Origin of the sequence: Pleionea litopenaei, assembly GCF_031198435.1 — a bacterium.
Lineage (GTDB): Bacteria > Pseudomonadota > Gammaproteobacteria > Enterobacterales > Kangiellaceae > Pleionea > Pleionea litopenaei.
In genome coordinates this window covers 861968-874371 of the sequence record NZ_CP133548.1, presented here as the reverse complement: position 1 = coordinate 874371, position 12404 = coordinate 861968, and the positions used below count along the sequence as shown (strand labels likewise).

Annotated in this window: 11 protein-coding genes and 1 tRNA gene; 4 read left to right on the top strand and 8 right to left on the bottom strand. The window is 41.4% G+C overall.

The features are described from left to right. Positions 1 to 40 precede the first annotated feature (40 nt). From Q9312_RS03785 to Q9312_RS03775, 3 genes are read left to right on the top strand one after another with little or no spacing between them, the layout of a single operon-like run. The gene (locus Q9312_RS03785; RefSeq protein WP_309203231.1) at positions 41 to 235 is read left to right on the top strand and encodes a Trm112 family protein; all 195 of its coding nucleotides are present in this window, start codon (positions 41 to 43) and stop codon (positions 233 to 235) included. After that, positions 232 to 981, top strand: a complete 750-nt coding sequence (kdsB, locus tag Q9312_RS03780; protein ID WP_309203229.1) for a 3-deoxy-manno-octulosonate cytidylyltransferase — start codon at positions 232 to 234, stop codon at positions 979 to 981. Before Q9312_RS03785 ends, kdsB begins: the two co-directional genes overlap by 4 nt. Beyond that, complete coding sequence (locus Q9312_RS03775) at positions 982 to 1458, top strand: low molecular weight protein-tyrosine-phosphatase (RefSeq protein WP_309203227.1); 477 nt, start codon at positions 982 to 984, stop codon at positions 1456 to 1458. A 130-nt stretch (positions 1459 to 1588) separates the two neighbouring features. On the opposite strand, the gene Q9312_RS03770 is transcribed toward Q9312_RS03775, so the two are convergent. The 8 genes from Q9312_RS03770 to Q9312_RS03735 all read right to left on the bottom strand — a co-directional run bounded on the left by Q9312_RS03770 (position 1589) and on the right by Q9312_RS03735 (position 10809). Continuing rightward, positions 1589 to 2233 carry a hypothetical protein gene (locus tag Q9312_RS03770; protein WP_309203225.1) on the bottom strand — a complete coding sequence of 215 codons (645 nt, stop codon included), beginning with the start codon at positions 2231 to 2233 and terminating at the stop codon, positions 1589 to 1591. Between the two features lie 251 nt (positions 2234 to 2484). Beyond that, entirely contained in the window at positions 2485 to 3837 is a 1353-nt protein-coding gene (locus tag Q9312_RS03765; RefSeq protein WP_309203224.1) for a sigma-54-dependent transcriptional regulator, read from the bottom strand. A 17-nt stretch (positions 3838 to 3854) separates the two neighbouring features. Next, positions 3855 to 5183: a sensor histidine kinase gene (locus Q9312_RS03760; protein WP_309203223.1), complete on the bottom strand. Its 1329-nt coding sequence runs from the start codon at positions 5181 to 5183 to the stop codon at positions 3855 to 3857. A 333-nt stretch (positions 5184 to 5516) separates the two neighbouring features. Further along, positions 5517 to 6368: a ZIP family metal transporter gene (locus Q9312_RS03755; protein WP_309203222.1), complete on the bottom strand. Its 852-nt coding sequence runs from the start codon at positions 6366 to 6368 to the stop codon at positions 5517 to 5519. A 29-nt stretch (positions 6369 to 6397) separates the two neighbouring features. After that, positions 6398 to 7789, bottom strand: a complete 1392-nt coding sequence (locus tag Q9312_RS03750) for an FAD-binding oxidoreductase (RefSeq protein WP_309203221.1) — start codon at positions 7787 to 7789, stop codon at positions 6398 to 6400. 17 nt (positions 7790 to 7806) lie between these two features. Then, the gene (locus Q9312_RS03745; protein WP_309203220.1) at positions 7807 to 10065 is read right to left on the bottom strand and encodes a penicillin acylase family protein; all 2259 of its coding nucleotides are present in this window, start codon (positions 10063 to 10065) and stop codon (positions 7807 to 7809) included. Further along, on the bottom strand, positions 10046 to 10369 hold the full coding sequence (locus Q9312_RS03740; RefSeq protein WP_309203219.1) for a hypothetical protein: 324 nt from the start codon (positions 10367 to 10369) through the stop codon (positions 10046 to 10048). The genes Q9312_RS03745 and Q9312_RS03740 overlap by 20 nt, the downstream gene beginning before the upstream one ends. 364 nt (positions 10370 to 10733) lie before the next feature. Beyond that, positions 10734 to 10809: transfer RNA gene (locus Q9312_RS03735), tRNA-Val, on the bottom strand. A 148-nt stretch (positions 10810 to 10957) separates the two neighbouring features. Between Q9312_RS03735 and gltX the strand changes: the two genes are divergently transcribed. Further along, positions 10958 to 12373 carry a glutamate--tRNA ligase gene (gene gltX, locus Q9312_RS03730; RefSeq protein ID WP_309203218.1) on the top strand — a complete coding sequence of 472 codons (1416 nt, stop codon included), beginning with the start codon at positions 10958 to 10960 and terminating at the stop codon, positions 12371 to 12373. Positions 12374 to 12404 lie beyond the last annotated feature (31 nt).

The window sequence follows — 12404 nt, the reverse complement described above, 5'->3', positions numbered from 1 at the left end:
TTTTAACGTTTAGAAATTTCGAGTACAAAGGAAAAGCGTTATGCGTAACTCACTTCTTGATGTAATTGTCTGTCCGGCTTGTAACGGAAAACTAAAAATGACTCAAGATGGTTTGAGCTTATTTTGCAGTTTCGACAAACTCTTATTTGAAATTAAAGACGATGTCCCTAACATGTTAATAAATGAAGCATCTCAACTAAATGAAGAAGACATTGAAGGTTTGAAATTACGATGAACGATTTTCATGTAATCATTCCGGCTCGCTACGCATCGACTCGACTTCCAGGTAAGCCACTTGCAAAAATTGGTGACCAGTCGATGATAGAGCGAGTCTACCACAAGGCCAAAGAGTCTGGCGCGGCAACGGTATGTGTTGCTACTGATGATCAGCGTATATTTGATGCGGTAAACGCGTTTGGTGGTCAAGCAGTGATGACAAGAACAGATCACCAGTCGGGCACTGATCGTGTATACGAAGCGGCTCAAGCATTAAATTTAAGTAAGGAGGCCATTGTCGTTAACCTTCAAGGGGATGAGCCTTTTGTACCTGCGCAAATCATACGTCAAGTAGCACAACTACTTGATAAGCCTGAGAAAATAATGTCGACGCTTTGCACGCAAATTACTTGTTTAGAAGATGTTAATAATCCTAACGTTGTGAAGGTGGTATTCAATCAGATTGGTAAAGCGATTTATTTCTCGCGAGCAGCGATTCCTTTTCAGCGAGAGGGAAGCCCAAATTTGCAGAATTACTTTCGTCATATTGGGATCTATGGGTTTAGAATGTCTTTGCTTGAGAAATTTTCTTCACTAAGTGAATCTAGCCTCGAAGATGCTGAAAAACTTGAACAACTCAGAGTTCTTGACAATGGCTATGCTATCGAAATAGCGGTTGCAGAAGAAACACCTCCGGGAGGCATCGATACTCCGGAAGATTTAGTCGCGGCAAATCGCATGATTGAACAACTAAGGGAAGCTTAAATGATCAAGGTTTTGTTTGTTTGCTTAGGCAATATTTGTCGATCACCAACTGCAGAAGGTGTGTTTCGAGATAAAGTAAAAAAGCAGAATCTTTCAAATTATGTATCTACGGACTCCTGTGGTACAGCGGCTTATCATGTCGGATCGCCGCCTGATACAAGAAGTTTACAGGCGGGAATCGCGAGGGGATATGACTTTACTGACTTGAGAGCACGAAAGGTTAAGCTCAAAGATTTTGATGAGTTTGATCTGATCTGTGCGATGGATCAAAATAATTACGATGACTTGATAGCCTTTGCCCCTGATCAACATCATCAAAAAGTTATAAAATTTTTAAGTTTCGCGATGAACTTCTCTGAGGAAGATGTTCCCGATCCCTATTACGGAGGGCCAAAAGGATTTGAAAGGGTACTCGACTTAATCGAGGATGCCAGTGATGGGCTGATTCTTAAACTTAAAGATACGTTGCAACGTTAAATGACTCGGTTAGTTTAGCTTCACGGTGAGTTTAAACTATTCTGCAATTAAAGAGTCAAGCAGCCAATTAGAATTGAATACGATATGAGAGTACGCCATTCCAACTCCCTAGAATGGCGTTGTGTTATCACTAGTCGTTATCAGAATCTTTTTTGATCACGATTTTTTTAATCTTTTTTCCATCATCGGTTTCAATCACTTGCACATCTTTCTCAGTATGAAATTCGTATTCCATATTGCCACCTTTAAGATCAACCGTGGAGTGTTCTCCATCTAAGCTGACAAAAGACATATTCATTCCTTTGATAAACTTAACTTTTTTGGTAATTCCTGCCGACGCGATTGATGCTTTAATCGTTTCAATTTGATCAGGCGTCAGATCGCCTCCCATAATAGTAATGGTATCTTTATCTATATGAGATGAGTCGCCATGGAGTGAAATGACCTTTGCCGCAAGTTGAGAGCTATCTACCATTGGTAAATCAATAACCTCACCACTGTCTGTGGTCACTGAAAAGCCATCGCCGACACGTTTAACGGTGTAGGATTTGCCACTTTCAGTCGTGATGGTTTGAGATTCACCGTCTTCTAATTTTGGTAAGGTAAATACTTCGGCATTTCCATTGACTTTCAAATCAACGGTGGCAGCATCAGCATTCACTTTTTTGACGAATACAGAAATGTTTTTTTCTTCGTCAGCAAGACTGATGGCAGAGACAAACATTGTGGTTGTTAATACTAAGCCAACGGTAAGTGTCGATAAATTCAGTTTCATGTGTTCTTCCTTATTATCTTTAAATATTATTACCAATTAAAAATTTCAGCTTCCGAGTTCAGCATTGAACTCGTTAGCTAATGCAAATCAATATTTGTGCCAACCTTTAAATCTCTCCAATATTCTCTATTCGTGGGCACTGTAGTCCTACTGAAAAGTAACGATAAACTAATCGCTCCATTAATGTTCCCGATATGAGGAATGTTTGGTCGGATAACGGGAGTTGAATTCAATTATTTTTTACCTGATTTTTAAATAGAGTCGATATTGTATTTATCTAATCGATATAGAAAGGCTTTATAATTCAGACCTAACAGTTTAGCTGCTTTGCTTTTATTTCCATGGCAGCGTGTAAGTGATTGTTCAAGAATACTCCGTTCATATTCTTCCCAATGAATACCTTTTTCTGGTAATTCGATAATCTGACCTTCTTCTTTAATGGAGAACTCGTTGGGTAAGTCCGATTTACTAATGGTTTCACCTGAGTGCATGACGGTCAGTCGTTCAACTAAATTAGCTAGCTCTCTTATATTTCCTGGCCAATGATACTCATACAAAGTCTCATAGACATCTTTGCTAAATGATATTTTCTCGAGACGATGTTTCTCAGAGAACTTTTTGATAAAAAAGTTTATCAAGTCTGGTAGATCATCGAGTCTTTGTCGCAATGGCGGTACGGTTAGGGTTATAACATTTAATCGATAATAAAGGTCTTCTCTAAATAGCCCTTGCTGCACAAGGTTATTTAGCGATTGATGAGAAGCCGCAATCACTCTCACATTAACCGTGATCTCTTGATGTCCTCCGACGCGCATAATTTTACCTTCTTGCAAGAAACGAAGAAGTTTCGCTTGGATTGATAAAGGTAACTCTGCGATTTCATCTAAGAAAAGTGTTCCGTTGTTAGCTGCTTCAATTTTTCCTATTTTTAACTGGTCAGCACCAGTGTAACTGCCTTTTTCGGCGCCGAACAATTCTGATTCAGCTAAGGTTTCAGGAATAGCTGAACAATTAACGGCTAGATAGACATTATTGTTTCGTTCTGACTTTTGAAAAAGTGTATGGGCAACCAGTTCTTTTCCGGTTCCACTTTCACCGTGTATTAGAACCGTTACATCGGTACTGGCAAGTCGATCGATTTGACTAAACAACTTTTGCATAGCAGAAGACTTACCTATAATTGATTTAAGATTTTCGCGAGCGGTTAATTGATTTTGCAGACTTTGGTTTTCTTCCGATAGCATTCGAGCATTGGCTACCTTAGACAGGGTAAATAACAGCTGATCTTTTTCAAAGGGTTTGGCTAAGTAGTCATCGGCACCGGCACGCATCGAAGAGACCGCATGACTAATGCTGCCATAGGCCGTCATTAAAATGAAGGAAGTATTCGGATAGTGTTCTTTTACCTTTTGCAAAAGGTCTAATCCATTCATGCCAGGAAGCTTCCAGTCCGATAAAATAATCTCAAACTGATGCTTATTCAGTGCATTAAGAGCTTTTTCCGCACTAGAAGCAATTTCTACGTCATACTCGGTGTTATTTTTCAGTAGAGCGGAGATCAACTGACGTTGTTCAAATTCGTCTTCAACGATTAAAATTCGCATATATTTATCGGTCTCGATTATTGAATTCGATTATTAAAGATCAGAGTAAATTTGCTACCAGCTCCGATTGAATTAGGACAATACAGTATATTGCCTCGATATCGTCCGGTGATAATTCGTTTTGCTATGTACAGACCCATTCCCGCGCCATAAGATTTGTTCGTGATATGAGGGCTGAATAAATCAGGGAGTATTTCTTTTGTAACACCTTCCCCAAAATCTGTCAGGGAAATTTCCCAATGATTGTTAGCATAGGACAAATCAATAACGATGGGTTGCTTAGTCTTATGACTGGCTTCGATAGCATTGCTTAACAGTGTGTTTAGGCAGCTTTTGATTTCACTATACAAGATACGAACATTTTTATGCGCTTCAGGTAAGTGATTCTTGATAGTGATCTCATGTTTGCCGCTATGTTCTATAACTAGCTCTTCGACTAATTTACTAATATCTGTACTTTCGGATATCAAAGATTCATGCGTCGTAATGGACATTAATTCTCTAATACATTGATCAATTCTTTGAATCTGTGCTTTGAATAAATCGATGAAATTGTTTGCGCTTCCCGTTGCGTTATCGCTAACGACCGGAATAGTGTCTAAGCTTAACAGCATTGTGTGAAGAGGATTTCTAATACTGTGTGCAATGCCTCGTACAATTTCAGATATTTCATTGGTTGTTTTCTGTTCTTGTAATTGTATTTTTTCTTGCTCTAAAGACGTTAAATGCTGTGACATTTGATTGATAGATTGAACAAGTTCTTTCAATTCTTTTGAGGTTAGACTGGATAGCTCTGGAATTTTATGATGAAACTCTCCTGAACCGATTTTAGCGCTCACTAAACAGATTTCTTTAAGTGGACGAGTAAGGCGATCACTTAAAAAATAGAAAAATAGGGCAGCGAGAAAAAGTGTTGCAAGACTGGTAAAAATGATCGCGTCGGTAGCTGAGTCAAGTGACTCTTCTAATTCGGTACGAGGAATTGGAATATTAAACGTTTGGTTGCCAGATAGAAGAGTGATGGATCGACTTTCTGAGCGGTTGTTTAACGTTAATTCAACTTCTTGAGCAATTTGCAGGTCTTTAAAATTAATCGAGCTTGCATCAATGACCTTTGTTTCACCAAGATTATTCAACCGCTCAATGATAATTTGTTGCGCAACTTTGGATGGAGCGATGCGTTGAGAAAGCACCGATTCAACAGTATTGCGACTAACCGAAAACGCAGCTTCTCCTAATTTTTCGTTCAGTGAAGAAGTTAACCGTGCTAAATGCCATCCGTTACCTAGAATAATGACGATGAGTAGCACTAAGATGGCCACCATAAATTGATTTTTTAGTCTCATATCGGGATTTTTATATCCTTATATCAGGAATATTAGTTGAATATTGACGAATTTAAGGGATAAAAGCAATTGCTATACCAGTTACAAGACGTTTAATTGAACTGACTGACTAGAGACTGGATAGCGCCTGGAGAGTTAAAGAAGAGGGTAAAGATGTGAGCGGATCATACGAGACATCAATAAAGCTATTCTCTTTCAGATAAGCGATAGTGAGATTAGTTTAAGTCAATGAGATCAAGCCAACTAGATCAAGCAAATGAGACCTGGCCAATTCTTTAGGGATATTCGCAATTGGCTAATTGAAATAGGGTATTTGGCACGCATCTTTGAGGGTTAGTGTAACTCAGAGAGAATGGCGAGGGTGGCCGCCCCGAGCAGACTGCCCAATAATTTGTACCTATCCCATTGTTTGAGTTGTTCCGTTAGACCATGTTCGTGATGTGGATTCATCGAGTCTTTAGACTCTTCTTTCGTGTGAGAGTGCGAGTGAGTAGGATCCGAATGTGAGTGCTGGTGATCGTGCTCTACTGTTTCGTGTTTGTGTTCGTGACTATGATTATCTGGGAGAGCTGAGTGTGAATGCTCATGGCGATGAGGACGGTGTAATAATACGTGCATCAATGTGCCCGAAACAAACGCTTGCAGCCAAGCAAAACTCATCGAGTTCATAGCCGGTTCGAGTTGTAACCCTAGCACGTACCCAAAAATAGTAAACAAAGCGAGAGAGAATAAGGCTAACCAAACGGCTTTAAACCCAAAGACCGGTCTAATGATCCATAGTACTGAAAGTGCGACAGGTATTCGATGTAAAACGATTGCCAAGGGTAACCATTTAGAAGCCGAGTCGATGGCCGAAAAGTCATTTAAAGAAGCCCCATCCGCCATGGTATGCAACAGCAGTCCACTGAACCCTACCAATAATGTAAGTTGATGAGTGCTGTCTGCTGCTCGATGAAATAGCTTTTCAATTAAAGAGGGGCCGGTGAGTCCAAGTAATGCAAGTGGAATAGCCAGCCATCCGCCGTTTTTGATCGACAAAGGCAACAGCTCCGCAACGATGATTCCACCGAGCACAATTAATAAAAAGCCCGACAGAAAGCTTTCAAATCGCGGTGTCGCTTGAAACAACTTTGCGAGTAAAGGCGCAATGGCTAGAACCGCAATGCTAATGATTAAGTAGATCAATCTGTGGTTACCCTAAAGTAATAAGTATTTTATTGGTCGAACAATTTTCCAGGATTGAGTATACCTTTTGGATCAAAGGCCGCTTTAATACTTTTCATTAATGCAATTTCGACTTCTGAGCGAGAATAGGGTAAATAATCTTTTTTGACTAATCCTACGCCGTGCTCTGCAGATATACTGCCATCTAATTGCTTAATTTTATCGAATATCAGTGGATTAACGCGTCGACACTGCTCAACAAATTGATCGATAGTCAAATCATCGGGCCGTAAAATATTTAAATGTAAATTACCGTCACCAATGTGACCAAACCAAATGATCTCAAAGTCCGGGTATTCTTTGGCAACAATTTCATCGACGCTCGATAGAAACTCTGCGACTTTGCTTGGTATAACAGATATATCATTTTTATAAGGCGTATGAACGCTGATAGACTCAGAAATACGTTCGCGCAGGGCCCAAAGTGTTTCGGCTTGACTCTCACTTTGGCTGATCACACCATCAACCACCCAGCCTTGTTCCATCGCTTGTTCGAAGCATTCAAATGCGATGTCCATGGTTGATTCGCTGTCGTTTTCAAACTCAACAAGAATATAAAAGTTACTGGTGCTCTCAAACGGTCGTTGTAATTCGTGGTGCTCTAAAACTTTACTAAGTGCTTGTTCTGAAAAGAACTCAAAAGCTGTCAGGTTGAGCTTCTGTTGAAAGGTTTCCATGACCGGATAGACGTCTGACAATTGATCCAAGCCTAACACCATGACCGTTAAATCTTTCGGCGGTGTCGTTAGCTTTATCGTCGCTTCTACCACAATACCCAGCGTACCTTCACTGCCAATGATTAAATGGCGTAAGTCATAACCCGTCGCATTTTTTACTAAACCGCTATTTAGGTCGAGTAACTCTCCGGTGCCTGTGACGACTTTTAGACCGACAATCCAGTCACGGGTCATACCCCAACGAATCACTTTAATACCACCGGCATTGGTCGCGATATTGCCACCGATTTGACTCGACCCAGTTGATGCAAAATCCACCGGGTAGTACAGGTGATGTTCGGAGGCAAATTCTTGTATTTGCTTGGTAATAGTGCCTGCTTGACATTGGAGTGTGCGATCGATCGAGTTAATCGACAGAATTTCATTCATGCGGTCGAGGCTTAGAACGACTTCACCATTGGTCGCGCAAGCTCCACCGCTTAGACCTGTACGTCCGCCAGAGGGTACCACGGCAAACGCTTCTTTATTCGCTAATTTAACTATTTCTTGTACTTGTTCGGTCGTTTTAGGACGAACAATAACACTGGCATTAGGTTCAAAAATTTTGCTCCAATCTTGTCCGTATTCCTTGAGATCGGATGGATCACTTGAAACATAGTCTTTCCCAACGAGCTCAATTAACTGTTCAATAATATGATTGTTCATGAATCTAATGCCAATTTCTAAGGTTGTGGAGTCAAAGTTAACGTTAATTCAGTTTCGGCTTTTTTGAGCGGCGTCGAATTGCCCGAAGCCCAGTCTTCAAAACCAGCCGAGTAGAACGGAGACAGTGGATGCCCTGATTGTCCGCCCGGCATATGAAAAATCGCGCTGCTAATGTTACCTGGCGAAACGACCATTCTCTGTGAGGCCCCAAAACTGGGTCTCTGCACTCGAGGTGATAAGGCATCCCCGGGCATATTGAGTTGAGGTCGATCGAGAAAACGGCCCAAAAATGGTACTGCTCGACTAATCGGATGTTGTATTTTTAGTCGATTAAAGTTGCCCCATGTTTGGTCTTCTAACACAGCGTTGTTTTCTGTTAATCGCGTGATTATATCATCAATTACTTGCCGATATAGAGCGTCATAATCACTATATTGTGGTGGCAGAAGAGATTTGTTCCGCTCATCGATAATCTTCCTTAACGTTTGCTCATATTGCCTAGAATAGTATCCAAACGATCGCGTCGGGTAAGCAAACCATTGGTCGGCTTGTTGGTCGAGTAATATTTCACGAACGCCTTGCCGAAATAGATAAACGAAAGTGAAACCTGCTTGATCGGCATCAGAATGTCCATTCCATGCCTCAATCAATTCAAAGAAACTCTGTTGTTCAGAAGTTAGATTGCTATAGAGACGTTTGTTGGCCAATAATTTTCTTTGCCAATAGCGGTATATGGGTGTGTCTGTGGACAACTGAATGTTCAATAAGTCTTGCTCATTACCGTTATTAATTTCTAACAGTTGGCTTTTTATCGTTTGAGCTCGAACTCCAAGCGCATAACCTCCGTCTCCAATCTTTTGTAAAGCGGCATTGTCACTGACGCGATTATTGGCTGTCCATAGTGCTCCTTGAGGATGGTTAATCACTCGTGGGTAGTCTTGTTCATCAAGCCAAGTAATATTGCCATTTTGATGAGCAATGGTATCAAACGGGGTTTTACCTTCTCGTCGTTGAGGAAGAGGACCAATAATTGTCCAGCCTATGTCACCATTACGATCACCGATAAGAATATTTTGCGCAGGAATGGCTGAGCGATTAGCAACCGCAAGAGCTTGTTCAAGGTTTTCAGCGGATTCCATCGCTAATAAGTTTAAATTTACGGCCTCTGGCTGGTGAGCGACCCAAAGCAAGCTATAAACCTTGCCTTGCTCATCTTGATAGGTTGGGCCGAAAATACTTTCTCTCAGTGTGAGCTCGACGGCCGTACCATTTTTCACTTCAATGGTTTCTTTAACGTAGGTGAAGTTGTGTGTTTGTGTATCAACTCGATATTGATGCGGCTTGTCATCATTTAAGGTCAGTTCAATTACATCAGCGTAGTCGCCATAACTGTTAGTGAAAGTCCAGGCGACATAGTCGTTACTTCCCGCGATCATTAACGGTGTTCCCGGTAGCGTCACTCCGTACAAATTCATTGATGAATTTGAGTTTTGAATCATTAAATTGGCTTTGTACCAGATATTTGGTACGGACAAACCTAGGTGCATATCGCCAGCAACAATGGCTGAGTGATTTTCGGATCGACTTCCTGCAATGGCAAAATTATTACTCCCAGGCGTTAAATCTGGGTGACTTTTAGCTTCTTGCGCTGAAAAAGGAGACCAAATTGATGAGGTTTCACTAATGTGCTGCAGATGAGAAGACGTAAAGACCTTGTCATTAAGTAACCTATTGACCGTTTGAGTCTTATACAAATCTTGAGCCGTGAGATTGGGTCGGTTTGTTTCTTGTTCGACAGTCTCTGGATCAACTGTCTTTGGATCAATAGACTCTGGCTCGACGCTGTTTGGAGAGAGCGTATTTGGAGCAATAAGCGGTGCATCGAACTCTGTTCGTTTTGGAACCAGCAACTCATAAAGCGGCTTAGGCAAGGACGAATAGGCTTGCTTTAACACTCGTTCACGTTCTGGTGAGCCTGCCTGTAAATCTAGGTACATGGCGAAGACGACTAGAATAGAATCTTCAATAGTCCAAGGTTTCGGTTCGGTATTGAGTAGCCAATATTCAAATGGGCTGGTGGAAAGTTGCTCTAGACCTTGGTTAACACCAGCGGTGTAAACTTCTAATAAGTTTAAGTGCTCGGCGGGTAAACGGTTGACAATTTGTTGTGCTCTAGCGCGAAATCGGTGCAAACGTCGTTGTTTATCCATGCTTAAAGCAACATCACCGAAGATAGCAGACAGTTCACCTGCGGCACTACGGCGCAAAAGATCCATTTGAAAATATCTCTCTTGCGCGTGGAAATCCTAGCGCAAATCCCAAATCACTTCGATTTTCAGCGATGATTTCTGTGGTGCCGAGTTTATCTCGATTGATTGTTACCGATTGCGATAACCCGTCAAGATGCAACTGTCCCTCGTAGGTGGGTTTGGATCCTAGTAAGATAAAGTAGACCACCAATCCGAGCAACAAGCCTAAACTGAGCAGTGTGAGTAGAAGGAGTGTTATCTTACGCAAAATACGACGTGCGATAGAGGGTTTAGGGCGACCGAAAAGTTGTCTTTTATTGTTGTTTTTCATCGACATTGATACTTAAGTGACTAAAAAATCTAGTCTATCGGATTTCAAAAATTAGACAATAGCGATTGAAGAATCAAGGCTATCCATTTGGCGAGCAACGTCTGACGCTCATACACTTTTTTATCCTAACGAAGGAAGTCTTTCAATATTGTTAATTGGATGAGACTGAATTGTAAGATTAAATAGAATTGGTCAACAAAGCACAGCGATTATGGTTTCGGAAATACGCTTTATAAGCGATTATTTTTTCTGACGAGTGATCGCCTAAAGCAGATTCTCTAAATTGTTACGCTTCAAATAAGACGCTTTTGGATAAGCAATCGCTGAAAGAGTAGTATTTTCAATGAAGGAGAAAAGAGCGGAGTGGTGGGCGCTACTGGGCTCGAACCAGTGACCCTCGCCTTGTAAGGGCGATGCTCTCCCAACTGAGCTAAGCGCCCACTCCGTAAGAACGGGGCGCATTCTATGGGAGTATTTCACTTGGGTCAACGTATATTTTAAAAAAAATTAATTTTTATTCGTTATCGCCCGTTCACCTACCGACTGAGGATTGCTAAAATACGCCTCCCAAAGAATAGGATGGTTAATATGTCTGTCGTTACACGTTTTGCTCCAAGCCCAACTGGGTACCTTCATGTTGGAGGGGCTCGAACTGCTTTGTATAGCTGGTTACATGCTCAACGTCATCATGGTGAGTTTGTTCTAAGAATAGAAGATACCGATCGAGAGCGGTCAACTGACGAAGCGGTCCAAGCGATTTTAGATGGAATGGAGTGGCTAGGTCTTGAGCACACTCAAGGTCCTTACTATCAGACACAACGTTTTGACCGCTATAAAGAAGTGGTCGCCCAACTGCTAGAAGAGGGCAAAGCCTATCGTTGTTACTGTTCGAAAGAACGGTTAGACGAACTACGAGAGCAGCAAATGACGGCGAAGGAAAAGCCTCGTTACGATGGCAAATGCCGACACCTAACTAAAGAGCAGCAAGACATAACACAAGCGCACGTTATTCGTTTCAAAAATCCTCAAGAAGGTAAAGTTACGTGGAATGATGCGGTTAAAGGCGAAATTACTTTTGCCAACTCTGAGTTAGATGACTTAATTATTGCTCGCACTGACGGTACCCCAACCTACAATTTTACGGTTGTAGTCGATGATTGGGATATGAAAATTACGCAAGTCATACGGGGTGATGATCACGTTAATAATACGCCGAGACAGATTAATATTTTTAAAGCACTCAACGCAACGGCACCAGAATACGCTCACGTACCCATGATTTTAGGCGATGATGGTAAAAAGCTTTCTAAACGGCATGGTGCGGTAAGCGTTATGCAGTATCGAGATGATGGTTATCTACCACAAGCGGTATTAAACTATTTAATACGATTGGGCTGGTCACATGGCGATCAAGAAATTTTCTCTTTAGAGGAAATGAAGTCTTTATTCGACATTCACGATATTAATAAAGCGGCATCAGCATTCAACACCGATAAATTACGTTGGTTAAATCAACATTATATTAAAACGTTACCGGTTAAAGAGGTTGCGGCAGCATTACAATGGCATATTGATAATCTCGGGCTTAATCTTAGCGAAGGTCCCGCACTAGAATTGCTTATCCCATTGTTTTCGGAGCGTGTTCACACACTGAAAGAATTGGCGGAGTCAATTGTTTACTTTTATCAAGATTACCAAGAGTTTGATGCTGGAGCAGCAAAAAAGCATTTACGTCCGGTTGCCAAAGAACCTTTAGAGTTGGTTGCTAGTAAACTTTCTGAACTCAATGAGTGGACTGCAGCAAGCATTCAATCGGCGATTGATGCAACGGCAGAGCAACTGTCTGTTGGAATGGGGAAGGTCGGTATGCCATTGAGAGTTGCCGTTACTGGAGCCGGTCAATCACCTAATTTAGACGTGACACTTCTTCATATCGGTCAAGCAAGGTGCTTAGAAAGAATTCGTAAAGCCTTAGCTTTTATTGCGGCGAGAGCTGAAGGTTAAGCGTTAAACCGCAAGTTCAAAATGAGCGAAT